General features: G+C 74.2%; 18 protein-coding genes and 1 pseudogene. 13 read left to right on the top strand and 6 right to left on the bottom strand.

Annotation, left to right across the window (positions count from 1 at the left end; translation table 11 throughout):
- Position 1: 1 nt before the first annotated feature.
- Both cbiQ and KSP35_RS16670 read left to right on the top strand, forming a co-directional pair.
- Entirely contained in the window at positions 2–769 is a 768-nt protein-coding gene (cbiQ, locus tag KSP35_RS16675) for a cobalt ECF transporter T component CbiQ (protein WP_216996941.1), read from the top strand.
- Positions 766–1,524 (top strand): energy-coupling factor ABC transporter ATP-binding protein, encoded by a 759-nt coding sequence (locus KSP35_RS16670; RefSeq protein WP_216996940.1) that lies wholly within the window; start codon positions 766–768, stop codon positions 1,522–1,524. Before cbiQ ends, KSP35_RS16670 begins: the two co-directional genes overlap by 4 nt.
- Here the strand turns inward: KSP35_RS16670 and KSP35_RS16665 are convergent.
- Positions 1,482–2,216 carry a DUF1775 domain-containing protein gene (locus KSP35_RS16665; protein ID WP_216996939.1) on the bottom strand — a complete coding sequence of 245 codons (735 nt, stop codon included), beginning with the start codon at positions 2,214–2,216 and terminating at the stop codon, positions 1,482–1,484. The two genes, KSP35_RS16670 and KSP35_RS16665, sit on opposite strands and share 43 nt — an antisense overlap.
- A 253-nt stretch (positions 2,217–2,469) precedes the next feature.
- Here KSP35_RS16665 and KSP35_RS16660 point away from each other — a divergent pair, with 253 nt between their 5' ends.
- The 4 genes and pseudogenes from KSP35_RS16660 to KSP35_RS16645 all read left to right on the top strand — a co-directional run bounded on the left by KSP35_RS16660 (position 2,470) and on the right by KSP35_RS16645 (position 6,010).
- Positions 2,470–2,709 (top strand): sigma factor-like helix-turn-helix DNA-binding protein, encoded by a 240-nt coding sequence (locus KSP35_RS16660; RefSeq protein ID WP_216996938.1) that lies wholly within the window; start codon positions 2,470–2,472, stop codon positions 2,707–2,709.
- A gap of 30 nt (positions 2,710–2,739) precedes the next feature.
- Positions 2,740–3,637, top strand: a pseudogene (locus KSP35_RS16655) (oxidoreductase).
- Positions 3,638–3,701: 64 nt separating this feature from the next.
- Positions 3,702–4,661 carry a hypothetical protein gene (locus tag KSP35_RS16650; protein ID WP_216996936.1) on the top strand — a complete coding sequence of 320 codons (960 nt, stop codon included), beginning with the start codon at positions 3,702–3,704 and terminating at the stop codon, positions 4,659–4,661.
- Between the two features lie 125 nt (positions 4,662–4,786).
- Positions 4,787–6,010: a S8 family peptidase gene (locus tag KSP35_RS16645; RefSeq protein ID WP_216996935.1), complete on the top strand. Its 1,224-nt coding sequence runs from the start codon at positions 4,787–4,789 to the stop codon at positions 6,008–6,010.
- An 81-nt stretch (positions 6,011–6,091) separates the two neighbouring features.
- Here KSP35_RS16645 and KSP35_RS16640 read toward each other — a convergent pair whose 3' ends face one another.
- On the bottom strand, positions 6,092–8,254 hold the full coding sequence (locus tag KSP35_RS16640) for a beta-glucosidase (protein WP_216996934.1): 2,163 nt from the start codon (positions 8,252–8,254) through the stop codon (positions 6,092–6,094).
- Positions 8,255–8,259: 5 nt separating this feature from the next.
- The gene (locus KSP35_RS16635) at positions 8,260–9,135 is read right to left on the bottom strand and encodes an LLM class F420-dependent oxidoreductase (RefSeq protein ID WP_216996933.1); all 876 of its coding nucleotides are present in this window, start codon (positions 9,133–9,135) and stop codon (positions 8,260–8,262) included.
- Between the two features lie 90 nt (positions 9,136–9,225).
- Between KSP35_RS16635 and KSP35_RS16630 the strand changes: the two genes are divergently transcribed.
- The 5 genes from KSP35_RS16630 (at position 9,226) to KSP35_RS16610 (ending at position 16,217) form a co-directional block, all read left to right on the top strand.
- Complete coding sequence (locus tag KSP35_RS16630) at positions 9,226–10,272, top strand: hypothetical protein (protein ID WP_216996932.1); 1,047 nt, start codon at positions 9,226–9,228, stop codon at positions 10,270–10,272.
- A gap of 34 nt (positions 10,273–10,306) precedes the next feature.
- Positions 10,307–11,509 carry a cytochrome P450 gene (locus tag KSP35_RS16625; RefSeq protein WP_216996931.1) on the top strand — a complete coding sequence of 401 codons (1,203 nt, stop codon included), beginning with the start codon at positions 10,307–10,309 and terminating at the stop codon, positions 11,507–11,509.
- Between the two features lie 15 nt (positions 11,510–11,524).
- Positions 11,525–12,634, top strand: coding sequence for a winged helix DNA-binding domain-containing protein (locus KSP35_RS16620; protein ID WP_216996930.1), 1,110 nt, complete (start codon positions 11,525–11,527; stop codon positions 12,632–12,634).
- 664 nt (positions 12,635–13,298) lie between these two features.
- A complete protein-coding gene (locus KSP35_RS16615) occupies positions 13,299–13,961 on the top strand; it encodes an enoyl-CoA hydratase/isomerase family protein (protein WP_216996929.1) in 663 nt (220 codons plus the stop codon).
- A gap of 447 nt (positions 13,962–14,408) precedes the next feature.
- The gene (locus KSP35_RS16610) at positions 14,409–16,217 is read left to right on the top strand and encodes a hypothetical protein (RefSeq protein WP_216996928.1); all 1,809 of its coding nucleotides are present in this window, start codon (positions 14,409–14,411) and stop codon (positions 16,215–16,217) included.
- A 16-nt stretch (positions 16,218–16,233) separates the two neighbouring features.
- Here the strand turns inward: KSP35_RS16610 and KSP35_RS16605 are convergent, their stop codons facing one another.
- Positions 16,234–17,703 (bottom strand): aldehyde dehydrogenase family protein, encoded by a 1,470-nt coding sequence (locus KSP35_RS16605; protein WP_216996927.1) that lies wholly within the window; start codon positions 17,701–17,703, stop codon positions 16,234–16,236.
- 59 nt (positions 17,704–17,762) lie between these two features.
- Between KSP35_RS16605 and KSP35_RS16600 the strand changes: the two genes are divergently transcribed.
- Both KSP35_RS16600 and KSP35_RS16595 read left to right on the top strand, forming a co-directional pair.
- Positions 17,763–18,356: a TetR/AcrR family transcriptional regulator gene (locus KSP35_RS16600; RefSeq protein WP_216996926.1), complete on the top strand. Its 594-nt coding sequence runs from the start codon at positions 17,763–17,765 to the stop codon at positions 18,354–18,356.
- A gap of 13 nt (positions 18,357–18,369) precedes the next feature.
- Positions 18,370–18,861, top strand: a complete 492-nt coding sequence (locus KSP35_RS16595) for an AAA family ATPase (RefSeq protein ID WP_216996925.1) — start codon at positions 18,370–18,372, stop codon at positions 18,859–18,861.
- A 3-nt stretch (positions 18,862–18,864) separates the two neighbouring features.
- On the opposite strand, the gene KSP35_RS16590 is transcribed toward KSP35_RS16595, so the two are convergent.
- Entirely contained in the window at positions 18,865–19,944 is a 1,080-nt protein-coding gene (locus KSP35_RS16590) for a hypothetical protein (RefSeq protein ID WP_216996924.1), read from the bottom strand.
- A gap of 585 nt (positions 19,945–20,529) precedes the next feature.
- The gene (locus KSP35_RS16585) at positions 20,530–21,126 is read right to left on the bottom strand and encodes an RNA polymerase sigma factor (protein ID WP_216996923.1); all 597 of its coding nucleotides are present in this window, start codon (positions 21,124–21,126) and stop codon (positions 20,530–20,532) included.
- Positions 21,127–21,139 lie beyond the last annotated feature (13 nt).

Raw genomic sequence — 21,139 nt, 5'->3', positions numbered from 1 at the left:
GGTGGGCGCAGGCCACGTCCACGCGCTCTACGTCCACGAGCCCGGCCGCCTCCACCCGCTGGCCCCCCAAGCCAAGCTCGTCGGCCTCGTCCTCTTCGTGCTGGCGGTGGTGGCCACCCCACGGGAGGCGTTCTGGGCCTTCGGCGTGCTGGCGGTCCTGGTGGCCGGCGTGGCCCTGGCCGGTGGCCTCTCCCTGCGACGGCTCGCCGGGCGCCTGGTGATCGAGGCGCCGTTCCTGGCCTTCGCCCTCTTCCTGCCGTTCGTCGGCCACGGCCCGCACGCCACCGTCGCCGGGCTGTCGCTCTCCACGCCGGGGCTGTGGGGGGCCTGGAACATCGTGGCCAAGGGCACCCTCGGCGTGGCCGCCAGCGTGGTGGTGGCGTCCACGACGCCCGTGACCCAGCTGCTCCACGGGCTGGAGCGGCTCCACCTGCCCCGGGTGGTCACCGCCATCGCCGGGTTCATGGTGCGCTACCTCGACGTCACCACCGGCGAGCTGCAGCGCCTGTCGATCGCCCGGCAGTCGCGCGGCCACGACCCGCGCTGGATCTGGCAGGCCCGAGCCGTCGCCGCCTCGGCCGGCACCCTCTTCATCCGCTCCTTCGAGCGGGGCGAGCGGGTGCACCTGGCCATGGTGGCCCGGGGCTACGACGGCACCCTGCCGCTGCTCGAGGACCAGCGGGCGCCAGCCCGCGACTGGCTGGCCTGCCTGGCCGTCCCCGCCACCGCCGCGCTCATCGCCTGCCTGGCGTGGACGGTGCTGCGGTGAGCAGCCCGCCGGCGCTCGACGTGCGAGGGCTGGCCTTCGCCTACCCCGACGGCCGCCAGGCGCTGTTCGGCGTCGACCTGCGCGTCGAGGCCGGCGAGCGGGTGGCGCTGCTCGGGCCCAACGGCGCCGGCAAGACCACCCTGGCCCTGCACCTCAACGGGATCCTCGGCGGCGGCGCCGGCACGGTCGACGTCGCGGGGATGCGCGTGGCCAAGGCCAACCTCAAGGAGGTCCGGCGGCGGGTGGGCATCGTCTTCCAGGACCCCGACGACCAGCTGTTCATGCCCACCGTCGCCCGGGACGTGGGCTTCGGCCCCGCCAACCTGGGCCAGCGCGGCGCCGAGCTGGCCGCCAGCGTGCACGACGCCCTGCACACCGTCGGCATGGCCGAGCACGCCGGACGGGCACCGCACCACCTCAGCTTCGGCCAGCGCCGCCGGGTGGCGGTGGCGACCGTGCTCTCGATGCGGCCCGACGTGCTGGTGCTCGACGAGCCGTCGAGCAACCTCGACCCCGCCGCCCGCCGGGAGCTGGCCGACGTCATCACCGGCCTGGCCGTGACCACGCTGATGATCACCCACGACCTGCCCTACGCCCTCCAGCTCTGCCCGCGGGCGCTGGTGATGGACGAGGGCACGATCGTGGCCGACGGTCCCACCCGGGACCTCCTCGCCGACGCCGACCTCCTGGCCGCGCACCGGCTGGAGCTCCCCTACGGGTTCGACCCGCTCTCGGTGCCGCCACCGCCGGGCTGATCGGCCGACGCCGAGGCCTTGCGGCGCGACATCGCGTAGGCCGCCCCGCCGCCGATGACGACGACGGCGCCGATCACGCCGATGGCGATCGGCCCCGTGCTGGAGCTGTCGTCGGAGCCCCCGTCGGACGACGAGCTGGTGCCCACCGCGACGGGCGTGGTGGTTGTGGCGGCGGCGCCCGCCGCCGTGGTCTCGGTGCTCTCCTCCTCGTGGTGGTCGGCCTCGGCCTCGGTGGTGGTGGTCTCGCCCGGCGCCGCGGCCTCGGTGAGGGTGACGGTGGGCGCTGGGTTCTCCGGCTCCTCCTGGCCCTCGACGACCGGGTCCAGCCAGTCGACCGTGCCCTCGGTGCAGGTCTCGATGGTGGGGAAGCCCACCGACGTGCCCGGCTCGTCCGGCAGCGTCACCACGATCGGGAAGGCGATGGGCTCGTGGGCCGGCTGCGGGCCACCGGTGAACGTGATGACGCCGTCGACGACCTCGCCCTTCCAGCCGGTGGGCGCGGTGCCGGCCTCGGCGGCGGTGACGCCGTCGGGCACCTTGACCTCGAGCTTCACCAGGGGGCTGTCGCCGCAGCCGTGCTCCACGTCGAGCGAGATGGTGGTGGACGAGCCCGCCGCTGCCGACGACGGCGAAGGCTCGACGTGGGCCGACGCCGGGCTGGCCGCCAGGGCGAGGAGCGTGGCGGCGGCCACCGCCCCTCCGAGGCGAGCATGGGCTCGGGCACGACGCTGCTGGATCAACGGGACTCCTGGGTGTGGGGAACGACCGGCTCCCCCGCCGGTCGTCGACATCGTCGCACGGGCGGGGGATCCGGTTCCCGGACCGGCCCGCGCTTCCGCCACGGCGGTCGCAGGTCTAAACCCCCGAAAGAGGGGATAGAAGCGGTGCGGGCGAAGGGCGTCGCTGCGTCGCAGCGACCGGGGAGCGCCCGAGAAGAGCAGCGACGTGATCCACGAACAGCAGGCTGCAAGGCCGGACCGGCAGCAGGCGATCTCCGCCCTCCGCCACCTCACACCCACCCAGCACGACGCCATCGTCCTGGCGATCTACGGGGGCCAGACCTACAAGGAGGTGGCGGCGACGCTCCGCCGCTCCGAGGACGAGGTGAAGGCCGCGCTGCGCAACGGCCTGGGCCGGATGCGGGCGCGCTTGCTGGCCGCCGACCCGGGCATCGCAGCGGTCTGATCGGGCCCCGCTGGGCCTAGGTTGCCCGCCATGGCAGCAGCAGCGAAGTGGACCGTGGCCGACCTCCCGTCGCAGGAGGGCCGCACGATCGTGGTCACCGGCGCCAACAGCGGCCTCGGCCTGGTCACGGCCCGACGCCTGGCCGCCGCCGGGGCGCGTGGTGCTCGCGGTGCGCGACGTCGCCAAGGGGGAAGCCGCCGCCGCCACCATCACCGGTGCCACCGAGGTGCGCGCCCTGGACCTGGCCGACCTGGCGTCGGTCCGGTCCTTCGCCGACGCGTGGACCGGCCCCCTGGACGTGCTGGTCAACAACGCCGGCGTCATGGCCATCCCGCTGCGCCGGACCGCCGACGGCTTCGAGATGCAGGTGGGCACCAACCACCTCGGCCACTTCGCCCTCACCAACCTGCTCCTGCCCCACCTGACCGACCGCGTGGTGACCGTCTCCTCGCAGGCGCACCGGGGCGGCACCATCCGCCAGGACGACCTGAACTGGGAGCAGGGCGGGTACAAGGCGTGGCCGGCCTACGGCCAGTCGAAGCTGGCCAACCTGCTCTTCACCCTGGAGCTGCAACGCCGCCTCGACGCCGCCGGCTCGCCCTTGCGGGCGGTGGCGGCGCACCCCGGCTACGCGTCGACCAACCTCCAGAGCCACAGCGAGAGCGCCGTGATGGGCCTGCTCATGCGGATCGGCGACAAGGTCCTGGCCCAGAGCGACGAGATGGGCGCCCTGCCCACGCTCTACGCGCTCAGCCAGGACCTGCCCGGCAACAGCTACGTGGGCCCCGACGGCCTCGGCCAGCAGCGGGGCCACCCCAAGCTCGTGGATCGCACCGCCAAGGCGTCGGACCCGGCCGCCGCCGCCCAGCTCTGGACCACCTCCGAGCGGCTGACGGGTGTGGCCTTCCCGGCGGCCCTGGAGGACTGACGGCGCCGGGTGTGCTGGACTGCCCGGGTCGCCGGGGAGGGCCTGGGCGACGGGGGAGGGCGAGATGCAGAGCGTGCGCAGGACGTCGGTGCTGGTGGTGCTGGCGGTGGGGCTCTTCGCCGCCACCGCGTGCAACCCCACCACGACCACCAAGGTCGGCGGCACGGTGCCGATCACGTGCGCCGGCACCAGCAAGGCGGTGCCGGCCGACTGGTACTTCCCGGTGGGCGCCCCGAAGGGCCTGGTGTGGTTGCAGCACGGCTTCACCGAGTCGAAGGACGACTGGGACTCGCTCGCTCGCCAGGCCTCGACCCAGGGGATGCTGGTGCTGGCCACCACGCTGCCCAGCGCCGACCTGTTCGGCTGCACGGTCCAGAACCTCGGCAACAACACGGCGTTCCTGAACGCCGTCGCCGACCTGTTCGCCGGGCTGGGCGACCCGAACAGCGCCCTGGCCCGCAGCCACGCCACCGCCGCCAAGGCTGCCGGCCGCACCGGCCAGGCCCTGCCGCAGCGGCTCGCCTTCGCCGGCCACTCGGCGGGCGGCGAGGCCGTGCTGTACGTGGCGAACCGCCTGCGGACCGCGTCGCCGAGCACGTTCGCCAAGCTGGGCGGGCTGGTGCTCGAGGACCCGGTGAAGTCGTTCGTGGGCGACGGCACGGAGGCCTCGCTGGTGGGCCTGAACGCCACCTCGCTGCCCGTCTACGCCCTCGCCTCCCCGAAGTCGTCCTGCAACGCCGACCAGAGCGGGACGGTGCTGGTGAGCCAGAAGCTCACCAGCCGCCCCTTCCACGGCGCCCAGGTCACCACCGGCGTGCACGGCGACGTCTTCGGCACCTCGGCCAACGGCCTGGGCACGGCCACCTGCGGCACGCCCAAGGCGGCCAACGTGGCCGCCGTGCAGTCGCTCACCCTGGGCTGGCTGGCCGACGAGCTGGGCGGCACCCGCACCGCCGCCCGCTACCCCGGCGGGTCGACCTACCAGGCGCTCGTCGCCGCCGGGACGATCACGACGCTGCCCTGACCGACCGCTCGAAGTGGGCCGAATGGCCTAGTTACATTTGACCGGTCCGTGTGTCCTGTGTCACCGTGCGGGCGCCCCGCCCCGAGGCGGTGGCCATCCCCCCGACGCCAACAGAGGAGCCCCCCGTGCCTCGTCTCACCCGCACCGCGGCCGCGCTCGCCGCCGCCGCCTTCGCCTTCGCGCTGGCCGCGCCCGCCGCCCAGGCCACCCCGGCGGCCCCCACCGCCCCCGACCCCGTGTCGAAGGTGATCGTGCTGCTCAAGCCCGGCGCCACGGCCGATGCCGCGGCCACGGCCGACCGCCAGCTCGAACCGCTGGGCGGACGGGCCACCACGGTCTTCAGCAAGGCGGTGAAGGGCTATGCCACCTCGCTCACCGCCTCGCAGGCCGCGGCGCTGCGCAGCGACAGCCGGGTCCAGGGCGTGTACCCGGACCAGATCGTGCACATCGCCGCCACCGAGCCCGGCGCACCGTGGGGCCTCGACCGCATCGACCAGCGCACCCGCCCGGTGAGCGGCAGCTACGACTACGGCACCACCGGCAGCGGCGTGAAGGCCTACGTGATCGACACCGGCATCCGCGCCACCCACGCCGACTTCGGCGGCCGGGCCTCCACCGGCACCGACACCATCGACGGCGGCGCCGCCGACGACTGCAACGGGCACGGCACCCACGTGGCCGGCACCATCGGCGGCACCACCTACGGCGTGGCCAAGCAGGCCAGCCTCATCGCCGTGCGGGTGCTCGACTGCCAGGGCAGCGGCGCCACCTCCGGCATCATCTCCGGCATCGACTGGGTGGTGGCCAACCACCAGGCCGGCCAGCCGGCGGTGGCCAACCTGAGCCTGGGCGGTGCCGCCAACGCCCCGCTCGACGCCGCCATCCAGTCCATGGTCAACGACGGGATCTCGGTGTCGGTGGCCGCCGGCAACGAGACCCAGGACGCCTGCAAGGTGTCGCCGGCCCGCACCGCCTCGGCCATCACGGTCGGCGCCAGCGACGCCAACGACGCCGCCGCCACGTTCAGCAACTGGGGCACCTGCGTCGACCTCTTCGCCCCGGGCGTCAACGTGCTCTCGAGCTCCAACGGGAGCGACACGGCCACCGCCACGCTCAGCGGCACCTCCATGGCCAGCCCGCACGTGGCCGGCGCCGCCGCCCGCTACCTGCAGTCGAACCCGGGCGCCACCCCGGCCCAGGTCGAGTCCGCCCTCAAGGCGAACAGCACCAAGGACATCGTCACCGGCACCAGCGGCGGCGGCTCGAAGAGCATCCTCTGCTCGCTGCTCGGCCAGGGCTGCCCGCCCGGGCCGACGGCCAACAACGACCTGCTCTACGTCGCCCCCTAGGGCCTCGACGAGCGGCCCGGCCGCACTCGCACCACGCGCCGGCGTCGTCCCCTCGGGGCGGCGCCGGTGCCGCGCCCGGGCTCAGCCCAGGTCGACGGTGAGCCGGTGGGCGGCGGGGTCCTCGGCGTGGCGGGCCACCACCACCTCGTGGGTGCCGGCCGCGGGCACCCAGGCGTGGGCCGCCGGGTCGCGACGGGCCAGCCGGGCCACGGGCACGACCACCTCGAAGGGCCGCTCCTCACCGGCGGCCACGTCGAGCCGGGCGAAGCCAGCCAGGCGGGGCGGCTCCCCCGCCGCGGGGCCGACGTAGACCTGCACCACCTCGACCCCCGGACGGGCCCCGGCGTTGCGGACGGTCCCGCTCACCACCAGGTCGCCGTCGACGGCGGCGACCCCCGCCGTGCCGATCGAGAGGTCGGTGTAGGACAGGCCGAAGCCGAAGGGGAAGGCGGCGGCGTGGCCGTCGCGGGCCAGGCGCCAGTAGCCGTGCCACCGGTCGTAGGTGGCCTCGGTGGCCTCGGCGTCGAACGGCGGCAGGTGCGCCTCGGCCGACGGCACCGTGAACGGCAGGCGCCCGGTGGGCTCGGCCCGACCCAGCACCACGGCGGCGAGGGCGTGGCCGCCCTCCATCCCGGAGTACCAGCACTGCACCACGCCCGCCACGTCGTCGACCCACTCGTCCACCAGCACGGCGCTTCCCGCCACGATGGCCACCACCGTGCGCGGGCACGTGGCGGCGACCGAGCGGATGCGGGCCACGTCCTCGTCCCGCAGGCGCAGCGACGTCCGATCGCCGCCCTTGGCGAAGCCCAGCTGGTCGCCGGCGCCGGGGTTCGGGTTCGCCCACGGATCGGTGTCGGCGGCCAGCACCTCGGCGAAGGCGGCGGCCAGCTCGGGGTCGTCGGCACCCGGCATCAGGTCCGCGAGGTGGGTGGTGCCGCTGCCGCCGATGAACTCGCCCTCGTCGGCCTTGGTGTAGCCCACCACCACGACGGCCACGTCGGCGTCGGCCGGGTCGTCGACCAGCACGGCACCCGTCCCGTCGAGCGCCGCACGGAAGCCGTCGAGCGGCGTCACCACCTCGGGGGCCCAGACGTCGCTGGAGCCGCCGTCCCCCAGGTTCCGCGCCCCGGCGAGCGGCCCGACGACGGCGATCCTCGCGGCGACCTCGAGGTCCACCGGCAGCACGGGCACGCCGTCCACCCGTTCGTTGCTCAGCAGGACCACCGCCTTGGTGGCCGCCTCCCGGGCCAGGGCACGGTGCTCGGCGCAGGCCAGCACCTCGATGCCCGGCGCCGGTCCGGCCAGGACCTCGGCGAAGCGGAGCAGCGTGGCGAGGGTGCGCTCGACGGCGGCGTCGACCTGGGCGTCGGTGCACGTGCCGGCGGCGAGGGCGGCGTCGAGGCCGTGGGCCCGGATCATGCGGTACGGCATCTCGACGTCGAGCCCGGCGGCCACCGAGGTGCCGGCGTCGCGCAGGCCGAAGATCCAGTCGGAGATCACGAAGCCGTCGAAGCCCCACTCGCCGCGCAGCACCTCGGCGATGAGCGTCGGCGACTCGCCGCACCACTCCCCGCCCACCGCGTTGTACGCCGTCATCACCGCGGCCACGCCCTCCTCCACGATGCGGCGGAAGTGGGGCAGGTAGACCTCGTGCAGGGCCACCTCGTCGACCCTGACGTCGACGGTGAAGCGGGCGTTCTCCATGGAGTTGGCGGCGAAGTGCTTCGCGCAGGCCATGGCGTGGCGCTGCACGCCGCGGGTGAGGGCGGCGCCCAGCTCGCCGACGTGGTGCGGGTCCTCGCCATAGGTCTCCTGCGCCCGGCCCCAGGCGGGGTGGCGCAGCAGGTTCACGCAGACCCCGCCGTAGAGCGAGGCGCCCACGGCGCGCAGCTCGCGGCCGATCGCCTCGCCGATCCGCTCCTCGAGGTCGAGGTCCCACGTGGCGCCGCGGGCCATGCTCACCGGGAACGCGGTGGCGGGCCCGATCACCACCCCGCGCGGCCCGTCGGAGAAGGCGAAGCCCGGGATGCCCAGCCGGTCGACCCGGGCCGCCGGGAAGGTGCGCCGGTGGTAGCCGCCCTCGCCCAGGTCGCCGATGCCGGCCCAGAACGGCACGTCGCCGTCGAGGCACCAGTGGCGCTCCTCGACCGTCATCAGGCCGACGAGCGCGGCCGCCTCCACGTGGGGGTCGGCGCCCTCGGCCACCCGCGTCGCCGCGGCCGCGAACGCCGAGGCCGACACGACGCTCAGCCCCGAGCGGGCTCGAGCACGGTGGTGACCAGGCCGTCGAGCTGCTCGCGCAGCATGTCGACGGAGAAGGCCAGGCACAGCACGATGAGCCGGTCGACGCCGAGGGCGGCGTACTGCTCCATCATCTCCGGCGTCGTCTGCTTGAAGTACGGGCTGACCGAGAGCACGACGTCGGACCGGCTGCGGCCCTCGGCCTCCAGGGCGGCGTCGAGCCGGGTGAGCGGCTCGGGCAGGTCCTCGGGCAGGCGGTTGAAGGAGAACCAGCCCTGGCCGTGGCGGGCCACGCGGCGCATGGCGGCGTCGCTCTCGCCGCCGACGTGGATGGGCGGGTGCGGGGTCTGCAACGGCTTGGGGTACATGCGGCAGGGGTCGAGGTCGTAGAGCTCGCCGTGGAACTCCGAGGTCTCGTCGCACCACAGCCGCTTCATGACCTCGAGGTGCTCGTCGGTGCGCTGGCCCCGCTTCTCGAACGGCATGGCCACCGCCTCGAACTCCTCGCGCAGCCAGCCGACGCCCACGCCGAAGTCGACCCGGCCGCCCGAGAGGTTGTCGAGGTCGGTGATCGCCTTGGCCGTGTAGACGGGGTTGCGCTGGGGCACCAGGCAGATGCCCGTGCCCAGCCGCACGCGGTCGGTGACCGCCGCCAGGTAGGTGAGGGCCTGGATGGGCTCGAGCATGCCGGTGTCGCCCCCTCCCGGGAACTTGCCGTCGGGCGAGTACGGGTAGCTCGACTCGTACTCGTCGAAGAGCACCACGTGCTCCGGCACCCAGATGGACTCGAAGCCGCGGTCCTCCACCTCTCGCCCCACGGCACGGACGATCTCCGCCGATGCGTTGCCGTTGCCCAGCGGTACGAAGACCCCGACGTCCATGGCCATCCCCTTGTGCGAGCGAACTGAACGAGAACCTGTTCTACTTCACCGCGGACCATCGAGCCGCCGAACCCGAAGAGGACCTCCCCCATGTCGATCCGCGTCATCCAGTGGGCCACGGGCACCGTGGGCATCCACGCCGTGCCGGCCATCGTCCGCCACCCGAAGCTCGAGCTGGCCGGGCTCTGGGTGCACGCCGACGCCAAGGCCGGCCAGGACGCCGGCGAGCTCTGCGGCGGACCGGCCGTGGGGGTGACCGCCACCCAGGACGCCGACGCCCTGCTCGAGCTCGACGCCCAGGCCGTCTGCTACACCGCCAACTCCGACCTCCGCCCCGACGGCGTCGTCGACGACCTCGTCCGCCTCCTCGAGAGCGGCCTCAACGTGGTCAGCACCTCGTTCGTGCCCCTGCTGTTCCCGAAGGCCGCCGGCGAGGGCGTCTACGACCGGCTCCAGGCCGCCTGCCTGGCCGGCAACAGCAGCCTGTACACCTCGGGGATCGACCCCGGCTTCGGCAACGCCGGCATCACCATCCATGCCCTGGCCCTGAGCAAGGACGTGCGCACCGTCCGCATGATGGAGATCGTCAACTACGCCACGTGGGACAACCCGTTCACCATGTTCGAGATCATGGGGTTCGGCAAGGAGCGCACCGACCAGTCGCTGCTGCTCTCGCCCGGCTCCACCGCCCTCGCCTGGGGACCGGTCATCGAGCTGGTGGCGGCCGCCATCGGCCTCGAGCTCGACGAGGTCACCGAGCGCCACGAGGTCATCCGAGCCGACGAGGACTTCGAGATCGCCTCCGGCACGGTCGGCGCCGGGACCATCTCCGGCATGCGCTTCGAGATCGTCGGCGTGGTCGACGGCGAGGAGCGCATCGTCGTGGAGCACGTCACCCGCCTGCGCGACGAGGACGCCCCCGAGTGGCCGCAGGGCCACGGCTACCGGATCGACGTCGCCGGCGAGCCCAACATCCACCTGGAGCTGGAGCTCACCTCCGACCTCGGCGACCACAACCACGCCGGCTGCCTCGCCACCGCCATGCACGTGGTCAACGCCATCCCCGCCGTGGTGGCCGCCCCGCCAGGGGTCCTGACCATGCTCGACCTCCCCGTGTACAGCGCCGACGCCAGCTGATCGCCGGGTCGGGCCGCGCCCTACCCTGACGGCCATGTCGACCGACGCCCCTGCTCGGGTGCCCGCCGCCCCCAACACCCTCGACCCGGAGTTCTGGGTCGACCTCGACGCCATGCACGCCACGTTCCGGGACCTGCGGGCCCAGGGGCCGCTGGCCTGGGATGCGGCCAGCGACCTTTGGGTGGTGGTCGGCCACGCCGAGCTGGTCGAGGTCGAGCGCCGCAGCGACGTGTTCATCAGCGGCGACGGCTACCGCTCCTTCGACCCCGGGGGCGAGGACAACATGATCTCGCTCGACGACCCGCGCCACGCCGAGCAGCGCAAGCTGGTGTCGCGCCGGTTCACCCCCAAGGCCGTCCGCGAGCTCGAGCCGTACCTCGCCCCGCTCATCGACGAGCTGCTCGGGGACTTCGTGGGCAGGGGCTCGCTGGAGGTGGTCCACGAGCTGGCGGCGCCGCTGCCCGCTCGGCTCACCGCCCACCTCCTGGGCTTTCCCGAAGAGGACTGGCCCGACATCAAGACCTGGTCCGAGCGGCTGATGCGCTACGACGCCGCCCTCACCGACGAGTCCGCGCTGCTCGGCTTCATGACCGCCATCGGCGAGTTCAGCCCACCCCTGTTCCGCATGTTCGACGAGCGGGTGGGCGCCCCCACCGGGGACCTGGTGTCCATCTGGGCCAACGCCGAGCTGGGCGGCTGCCCCATCGGCCGCGAGACCCTGGTGAACGAGACCGGCCTCGTGATCTCCGGCGGCGCCGAGACCACCCGCACGGTCATCGCCCGCGGCCTCGCCACCTTCGCCGAGCACCCCGACCAGTGGGAGGCCATGGCGGCCGACCCCGAGCTGGTGCCCGGTGCCGTCGAGGAGCTCATCCGCTGGGTGACCCCGCTCAACAACTTCTTCCGGGTGGCCGCCGTCGACACCACCGTGGCCGGCATCCCCGTGGCCGCCGGCCAGCGCCTGATGCTGGCCTACCCCTCGGCCAACCGGGACGAGGCCGTGTTCGACGACCCCTACCGGTTCGACATCACCCGACACCCCAACCCCCACGTGGCGTTCGGCTTCGGCACCCACTTCTGCCTCGGCGCCTCGCTGGCCCGCTACGAGCTCAACCTGCTCTTCCGCCGCCTCACCGCCGCCATCACCGACCTGCGGGTGCTCACACCGCCGGACCTCGAGGCCAACGTCTTCGTCACCGCCGTGCGCTCCTACGAGCTGGGCTTCGCCCGCCGCTGAGGAGGGGCCCACCCGATGGTCGAGGCGCTCTCCCCCCGAGCCCTGAACCGGGCGCTGCTGGCCCGGCAGCTGCTGCTGGAGCGCGCCGCGCACGACCCGGTCGACGTGGTCCGGCGGTTGGGCGGCCTGCAGTCGCAGGCCCCGGCGCCGCCCTACCTCGGCCTGGCGGCCCGCATCGACGGCTTCGACCCGGAGGCGACGTCGTCCCTGCTGGCCGACCGGGCGCTGGTGCGGGCCACCACGCTCCGCAACACCATCCACCTGCACACCGCCGAGGACGTGCTGGCCTGGCAGCCGGTCCTGCGGCCCTTGGCCGAGCGGTTCATCGGCGGCCAGCCCAACCGCCGGCGCCTCGAAGCGGTGGCCGACCAGCTGCCCGAGATCGTCGCCGCAGGCGCCTCGCTCCTGGCCGAGGCGCCGCGGACCGTGCAGGCGCTGGGTGCGCTGCTGGCCGAGCGCTGGCCCGGCATCGAGCCCACCGCCCTGGCCCACGCCGCCCGCTTCCTCACGCCGACGGTCCAGCCCCCGCCCCGGGGCCTGTGGCGCACCGCGGGCCCGGCGGCCTTCACCACCACCGAGGCGTGGCTGGGCCGAGCGCCCACCGCCGAGCCCGACCTCGACGCCTTCGTGCTCCGCTACCTGGCCGCGTTCGGCCCGGCCACCGCCATGGACGTCCAGACGTGGTGCGGCCTCACCCGCCTGGGCCCCGTGCTCGCCCACCTCCGACCCCAGCTGGCCACCTTCACCGACGAACGGGGCCGCGAGCTGTTCGACCTCCCCGAGGCCCCCCGCCCGCCAGCGGCCACCGAGGCGCCGGTGCGCCTGGTCCCCGAGTGGGACAACCTGCTGCTCTCCCACGCGGATCGGACCCGGGTGATCTCCGACGAGCACCGAGCCCGGATCTTCACCGACAACGGGATCATCCACCCGACCGTCCTGGTCGACGGCGTGGTGGCCGGCCGCTGGCGGCTCGAGCGGACCGCCAGGGCCGCCTCGATCACCCTCCACCCGTTCACCGCCTGGAACGACGCCGCCGCCCGCCAGGCCACCGCCGAAGCCGAGCGCCTCCTCGCCACCACCGACCCCGCCGCCACCCACCGCGTCGAGCTCCACCAGCCCTCCTGAACCGACCACCCGCTACTCGTCCACAGGCACCCTCCGGCGAGCGCCCCAGAGCTCACCGGCCACGAGCACCCCCGCTGCGAGGCCCGACACCAACACCCCGACTCCCGGCCGCGGGGTCCACTGCCAGGAGAGCCCGAAGGCGATGGTCGCGTAGGTGCCGGCCAGGCGACGCCCGTCAACGCCACGGCCACCACCGGCAGCGCGCCCACCCGCGCTCGAAGGCGCAAGAGGAGGACGATGCCCAGGAGGACGGTCGTCGCCAGGGCCCCGGCTCGCAGCCAGATGTCGGCGAGCACCGAAGCAAGGTGGTGCGTCGACCGTCCCGCCCCAGGAGCGAGGACCTCGTCACGCGCCGCCGCGCGGATGTCCTCGCCCCAGGTGTCGGGGACCATCACCACCAACGGGAGCACGAGAGCGCCGAGCCCGAAGCCCAGGAGGCCCAGGACGCAGGCCATCCTGCGAACCGTTCGCTGTTCCATCGCCAGAGCCTCCAGATCCGTCGTCGTCTGGCGCCGCCGCCGGGTCCATCGAGGCACCGAAGGCAGCAGGTGGCAAGGGCGCGAGCGAAGAAGTCCGCTTCGTCGGGATTGCGCCACAGGACCACCCGCTACCTTGGCGCCGAGCGGGGGCGCGAGCCGTCGCCAGCCGACCTGGGGAGCGAACGATGATCGAGCTCGAGCGCGACGGTGACGTCTTCGTGCTGCGGATGGATGCCGAGGAGAACCGGCTGTCGCCGGACTTCCTCCACGCCTTCAACGACGCCCTGGCCACCGTGGAGGAGGCCGAGGGCCCGAAGGCGCTGGTGACCACCGGGACCGGCAAGTTCTTCTCGAACGGGCTCGACCTCGACTGGTTGGGCGCCAACCCCGGCGAGATGCTCTCGTACCTCGACCGCGTGCACCGGCTCTACGCCCGGATCCTGCACCTGCCCTGCGTCACCGTCGCCGCCTGCAACGGCCACACCTTCGCCGCCGGGGCCATGCTGGCCATCGCCCACGACCGGCGGTTCATGCGGGCCGACCGCGGCTACTGGTGCCTGCCGGAGGTCGACCTCGGGATGCCGTTCACCGCCGGCATGAACGCGCTGATCCCCGCCATGGTCCCGGCCGCCACCGCCCGCGAGGCCATGGTCACCGGCCGTCGCTACGACGGCGCCGAAGCCCTGGAGGCCGGGATCGTCCACGGGCTCGCCGACGAGGCCTCGGTGCTCGCCGATGCCGTGGCCTACGCCCAGGCTGCTGCCGGCAAGGCCGGGCCCAACCTGGGCGGCATCCGCGCCCAGCTCTACGCCCCGGTCCTCGACGCCCTCACCGGCAACCACGCCTGATCGCCGTGCGACGCAGCATCGGGGTGGCGATGGCCATGGCCCTCGCCGTGGGGGCCACCGCCTGCACGGGGGGGCAGCAGCAGCGACGGCTCGGCCGCCACCACGACGACGAAGGCCGCCGGCACGGGCGCAGCACCGAAGCTGCCGGCGTCGGAGGTCGCGGGGCTGGTCCCGGCCGACCAGTGGCGCGCCCGCCAGGACGACTACCTGGCGTTCGCCACCGCCGACCCGCTGGACCCCGGCGACCCGCAGTCGCTGCTCGCCCACGCCGAGGCCGATCGCCGGGCCGGCCGCACCCCGGACCTCTCGGCCGCCAAGGCCTCGTCCTTCGCCGACATCTTCACCAAGCTGAAGTCCTACGCCGACACCGGCGACTTCGACGTCAACCGCCTCATCACCCTCTACCTGCGCGACCGGGACGACCTCGACCCCGGGCTGGCCGAGGCGGTGAAGGAGCGGATCCTGGCCTTCAAGTACTGGTGGACCGAGCCCACGCCGAAGGGCGTGATCGACAGCCAGTACTACTGGACCGAGAACCACCAGATCATCTACCTGGCCAACGAGTACGTGGCCGGCCAGGCGTTCCCCGACGACGTCTTCGGCAACAGCGGCATGACCGGCAAGGAGCACGTGGCCCACGCCGAGGAGCGGTTGCGCACCTGGTTCTCGTGGCGGGCCCGCTTCGGCTTCAGCGAGTGGCTGTCGAACGTCTACTGGAACGAGGACATGGTCGGCGTGCTGCTGCTGGCCGAGTTCGCGGACGACCCCGAGATCGCCCGCCTCGCGTCGATGACGCTCGACGTGCTGTTCGTCGAGCTGGCCGGCCACGTCCAGAAGGGCACCTTCGGGTCCACCCACGGCCGGTCGTACCAGAAGGACAAGCTCAACGGCCGGGACGAGGACACGTTCTCGGTGGCCAAGCTGGCCTTCGACCAGACGCCCGTGCCCTACGACAAGGCCGACAGCGCCACCCTGCTCGCCACCGCCGAGCGGTACCGCCCGCCGGAGGTGGCGCGGAAGATCGCGGCGTCCAAGGCCACCACGGTGTTCCGGACGAAGTCGAGCCTGCCGCTCGACCCGCACGCGCCCATCGACCCCGACGTGAAGGCGCCGTACGGCCTGACCTTCGAGGGTGAGGAGGGGCTGATGGCCTGGTGGGGCCTCGGTGCCCAGTTCCCCTGGCAGGTGGCGCCGACCTCGGCGGCCACCGTGAAGCGCTACGACCTCTTCGAGACCACCAACTTCAAGCAGGCCGCCGACCTCGCCTCGGTCGTCGAGACCGCCGACGACCCGACCATCCGCACCCTGGCCTCCTCGCTGGCCACGCAGGTGAACCCCGGCCTGCTCACCCAGGTCGACACCTACACCTGGCGCTCCCCCGCCGTCATGCTCTCCACCGCGCAGGACTGGCGGCCCGGCCAGCGCGGCGAGCAGGACCACGTCTGGCAGGCCACCCTCGACCCCGACGCCCTGGTGTTCACCACCCACCCGCGCGACGACGTGCCCAGCAAGGACGATCCCAACGCCAACGAGGGCTACTGGACCGGCGACGGCGCGATCCCCCGCTCGGCCCAGCACGAGAACGTCTCGATCAGCATCTACGCGCCGCAGTACGAGGGCGGGAGCGGGGTCGGCACCGGGGCCTACGCCTTCACCTACCTCGACGAGACCCACGCCTTCTTCCCCACCGAGCACTTCGACCAGGTGGTGCAGCGCGACGGGTGGACCATCGGCCGCAAGGGCGACGGCTACGTCGCCCTCTGGTCGGCCCGGCCCACGGAGTGGCGCCGCTACGCCGCCGACGAGTTCACCCGCGGCCTCACCGAGCCGTTCGACCTGGTGGCGAAGGGCGGCGCCGACGACGTGTGGATCACCGAGGTGGCCCAGGCCGAGGACTACGACAGCTTCGACGCCTTCGTCGCGGCCATCACCGCGAGCAAGCCGGAGGTCCGGTCCCGCTACGCCTGCCCGACCCGCGAGACGTGCCCATCGGGCGGGGACGGCACCGGCGCCACCGTGACCTATCGGTCACCGAGCCAGGGCGAGCTCACCTTCGGGTGGACGCCGAAGGGCACCGACGCCGGGCTGGCGCCGCTCACCGTCGACGGCAAGGCGCAGGACCTCCACCCGGACGGCCTCCGCTGGGACGCTCCCTTCGCCCAGGCCGACTTCGACGACGGGACCTACCGGGCCGAGCTCGGCGGCGCCACCCTCGCCCTGGACTTCACCAAGGGGACCCGCCGCACCACCCGCTGATCCGGGCGGCGGCCGCTCAGGCCTGCTTGGGCCAGCGGGTCAGCAGGCGCAGGGCCTTCTGCACCGTCTTGGAGTACGGCGGGTACATGAGGCTCAGGTCGCCCTTGGTGGGGCGGCGCAGCACCGACTTGTGGTGGCTGAACGTGTCGAAGCCGGCCTTGCCGTGGTACCCGCCGATGCCGCTGGGGCCCACGCCGCCGAAGGGCAGCGACGACACGGCGCACTGGTACACGAGGTGGTTCACGCAGACGGAGCCGGCGATGGTCCGCTCGAGCACCTGGCGCTCGGTGTCGCGCGACGAGCTGAACAGGTAGAGCGCCAGCGGCCGCGGCCGGGCCTGCACGAAGGCGATGGCGTCGTCGACGGAGTCGACCGCCAGGATCGGCAGCAGCGGCCCGAAGATCTCCTCGGTCATGAGCGGTGACGCGGGATCGGGCTCGCGGACGACGACGGGATCGACGGTGCGAGCGGCGGCGTCGGTGCGGCGGGGCAGCAGCTCCTCGCCGCCGTGGCCGTCGAGCAGGCCCTCGAGCCGAGCCACGTGGTCGCCGTTGACGATCGACGCCGGCTCGGCGCCGTCGCGCAGCGCGCCCAGCTCGTCGACCAGCAGCTTGGTGAACCGGTCCTCGACCGAGCGCTCCACGAGCACGTAGTCCGGGGCGATGCAGGTCTGGCCGGCGTTGAGGTACTTGGCCCACGCCACCCGCTTGGCCGCCACCTTGAGGTCGGCGTCGGCCGCCACGATGGTGGGGCTCTTGCCGCCCAGCTCCAGGGTGACCGGCGTGAGGTGCTTGGCCGCGGCGGCCATGACCACCTTGCCCACCCGGGTGCTGCCGGTGAAGAGGATGTGGTCCCACGGCTCGGCCAGCAGCTCGGTGGTGACGTCGACCCCGCCCTCGACCACCGCGACGGCGTCCGGGTCCAGGTACTTCGGCACCAGGGCAGCGATGGCGGCGGAGGTGGCCGGCGCCAGCTCCGACGGCTTGAGCAGGGCGGCGTTGCCGGCCGCCAGCGCGCCCACCAGCGGGGAGAGCAGCAGCTGCACCGGGTAGTTCCACGGGGCGATCACCAGCACCACGCCCAGCGGCTGGGGCTGGGTCCACGCCGTGCCGGGCTGGGCCACCACCGGCACCTTGTACTTGGTGGGCTCGGCCCACTCGTCGAGGTGCTCGAGGGCGTAGGCCGCCTCGTCCCGCGTGGTCAGGAGGTCGGTGAGCCAGGCGTCGAACGCCGGCTTGCCCACGTCGACGGCCATGGCCGCCACGAGCTGCTGCTCGTTCTGCTGCAGCAGGTCGATCACGCCCTGGAGCTGGCGGCGCCGCCACGCGAGATCGCGGGTGCGACCCGAGTCGAACGTGGCGCGCAGGCCGGCGATGGTGGCCGCCAGGCCGTCGGCCTCGGGGGCGACGTCGGCCGCCTGCGAGCCCTCCGGGGCGGGCTCGCCCTCCAGCTCGGTCTCGGGGGCGGCGGGGGTGTCGATGCTCACGGGGTTCCTCCATCGGCGGGTCGCCTCGTGCTCGAGGGCGTCCACCCGCGACCGTACCGATGGGTATGGTGCGCCACAAGGCCGACCGGCCGGCGCGAGGGAGCGACGTGGAGCGACGGACGAGGTCCGACTACTTCGAGGCCGGGCTCGAGCTGCTGGCCGAGGGCGGGGTGGGCGCCACCACCATCGCCAACCTGTGCGACCGCCTCCAGGTGACCAAGGGCAGCTTCTACCACCACTTCTCCAGCGGGCCCGACTACCAAGCGGCCCTGCTCGACCACTGGGCCGGCGAGCGGGCCGACCAGCTCCGGGCCCAGGTGGCGTCGGTCCCCGGGCCCCTCGCCCGCATCGACGTGCTCAAGCACCTGGCCGTCGGCATCGAGCACGAGGCCGAGTCCGCCATCCGGGCGTGGGCCCGCACCGACCCGGTGGCGGCCAAGGCCCAGCGCGCCGTCGACGAGGAGCGCGAGGACCTGCTCGGCGCGTCGTTCCGCGAGCTCGGCCTGCCCGCAGCACGGTCTCGCACCCTCGCCCGCATCGGCGTCGCCATCCTCGTGGGCTCCCAGCAGCTGGAGGACCACGTCGATCGCGACCGCCTGGCCACCCTGTTCGACGAGTACCAGCGCTGGCTCCTCGCGGCGCTGCCGACCTGACGCCGTGGCCCGGATGCTGCTGACCGGGGTGTCGGGCACCGGGAAGTCGAGCGCCATCGTCGCCCTGCGCCAGCTCGGCATCGAGGCGATCGACACCGACGAGGACGGGTGGCGGGTGCCGCCCGCCGGGCCGCCACCGCACGGCCCGGCTGCGCTCGCCGAGGTGCAGCCCGACTGGCTCTGGGACGAGCCCCGCATGGCCGCCCTCCTGGCCGCCGAGCGGGCCGGGCCGCTGGTGGTGGCGGGCGCCGTCGAGAACCAGGGCCGCTTCCTCGACCGCTTCGACCACGTGGTGGTGCTCACCGCGCCGGCGGCCACCATCGACGAGCGCCTCCGCACCCGCACCACCAACCCCTACGGCCGCGACCCCGACCAGCGGGCCCGGGTCCTGGCCGAGCTGCAGGAGGTCGAGCCGCTGATGCGCCGCCACGCCACCCGCGTCGTCGACACCACCCTCCCCCTCGACCAGGTCGTGGCCCTCCTCGTGGCCGACCTCGGCGCCTGACCCTCAGTTGCCGGTGGGGACCTCCGCGCCCTGGGACTCGAAGTCGTAGCCGCCGTCGCCGCTGGCGGTGATCCGCTGGGAGCCGAGCTCCTTGCCGGAGGCGTCGAGGGCGACCACGACGGTGGGGACCTCAGTCAGCTCGGCCACCCAGGCCTTCACCCCCGACCCCTCGACCAGCTGCGCGGTGCCGGCCACGGAGCCGTCGGCCCGGCGCAGCTCGACCTTCGCCACGGCGTCGCCCACCAGGCCGGAGCCGAACCGCCGCCCGCCCTGGTCGACCACCTCGGCCGATCGGAGGGCTTCGGCGTCGAAGGGGCCCGAGGCGTCGCCGCCGCTGCCGGAGCTGCCGCTCCCGGAGGCAGGGCCGGAGCCATCGGCCAGCGAGACCGAGAGGGCGGTCGAGGTCGGCGTGCCGTCCTCGACCCCGCCGGCCCGCAGCACCCACTCGCTGCCGTCGGCGAAGGTGCCCCGACCGAGCTCGGGCAGGACCTCGCCGCCTTCGCCGCTCCCGCCGCTGCTGCCGTCGGCGGGCTCGAGGTCGCCGAGGCTGGTCTTGCGCTCCAGCTCGGCGAAGTCGGCCCGGCCGGCCGGCCGGACGGACCGGGCCACCCGCACCAGCTCGGCCTCGTCGAGCGCCGTGCCCGTCACCCGGACGAGGGTGCCCGGCGTCGGGGACCAGGCGACCACCCGCAGGTCGCCACCGGCGTCACCACCGGCCGACAGGGTCCCGGTCAGGCCGACGTGGCCGTCGACCTCGACGTCGTGGACGTCGGCGAAGAGCACCTTGGCCACCGCGAGGCGGGCCGCGTCGCCGGGGACGGCCGTGACGCTGACGGTGCGGACCATGGCTCCGTCGGGACCGGACGAGTCGGCGTAGAAGGCGCCGTACTGCTGGGTGTCGAGGCTGCCGCGGACCGCACCGAGCGGGCTGATGGCGGAGACCAGGTCCGGCTCGCTCACCAGCAGCCGCCACCCGTCGGGCAGGGCATCGGCGGCGATGGTCGCCCTCCCGTCGCGCACCGCCGCGCCGGCGGCCAGGTCGAGCAGCTCCGCCTGGGAGCGGGTGCGGGTGGTCAACGCCACCGGCGGCCCGCTCCCCCCCGGTCACCAGCAGCGAGCGCGAACCCAGGTAGGCGACGTCCAGGGGTCGGGCCGTGCGGCCGTCGGGCAGGCCGATCGGGGCGCCCAGCTCCCGCTCGTCCTGGCCCAGGTCCTCGGCGGAGACCACGCCCACCTCGGGGTCGTCGTCGGTGGGGCCGTAGAAGGCCATCGGCAGGCCGGCGCCCTGGCCGCCGCCGGCCCCGCCGGTGGAGCCGTCGAGGTGGTACGCCCCGCCGAGCACCACACCGTCGGGGAGGTCGGTGGCCACGTAGGGCTGCAGCGCGTCGACGGTCTTCGTCGTGCGGTCCGCGCCGTCGTCGTTGCGACCGACGGCCCACCAGCCGACGGCGCCGGCCACCAGGGCCAGCACCGCCGCAGCGGCGAGGAACCGACGGGGGCCGAGGCCGGTGCGGTCACCCACCGGTTGCGGGGCGGCCAGCGCCACCGGGCGCTCCGGGTCGAAGGCCGGCGCCGGGCGGGCCGCGGCACGGGTCCGCAGGTCGGTGGCGGCGCGGGCCGCCCGCTCGTCGAGCCCCCGCAGGAGCTCCTGGTCCAGGTCGCGCTCGCTCATCGCTGCTCCTCCCGGTGGTCGGGGGTCGTTCGGGGGTCGGGGGCGTCGGCCAGGGCGGCCAGCTGCCGAGCCAGGGCCTGGCGGCCGCGGTGGAGGTGGACCTTGACGGTGCCGGCCCGGCAGCCGAGGACCTCGGCGATCTCGGCCACGGAGCGGTCCTCCAGGTAGTGCAGCGCCACGCAGGCGGCCTGGCGCTCGGGCAGCGCCCGCACGGCGGCCCAGAAGGCGGGGTCGTCCACCCGGTCGGCGGCTCGCTCGCCGGTGCGATCGGCGCCGGCGGCGTCGGCCTCGGAGCCGGCCCTCGCGTCGAGGCGGGCCAGCCCGCGGCGCTCGACGGCGCGGTGGCGGTGCAGGGACGCCGCCCGGTTGACCACGGCCCGCCGCACCCAGGCGCCCGGCCGCTCCAAGCGGCCGACCTCGTCCCAGCGGCGGTAGGCGTCGGCGAAGGCGTCCTGGGCGAGCTCCTCGGCCGCCACCCAGCTCCCGGTCAGCGACCAGCCGAGGGCCACCAGGCCGGACCACTCCTGCCGGTAGAGGTCGTCGAAGCCGACCTCGCCCCGGCCCACCACCCGCAACGGGGCCTCACCTGCCATCCGGTCTGCTGCC

Source organism: Aquihabitans sp. G128 (assembly GCF_019048865.1).
In the GTDB taxonomy this organism is placed as follows: Bacteria; Actinomycetota; Acidimicrobiia; order Acidimicrobiales; family Iamiaceae; genus Aquihabitans.
Note: the sequence above shows the minus strand (reverse complement) of the source record. Positions and strands in the feature narration are given on the sequence as shown.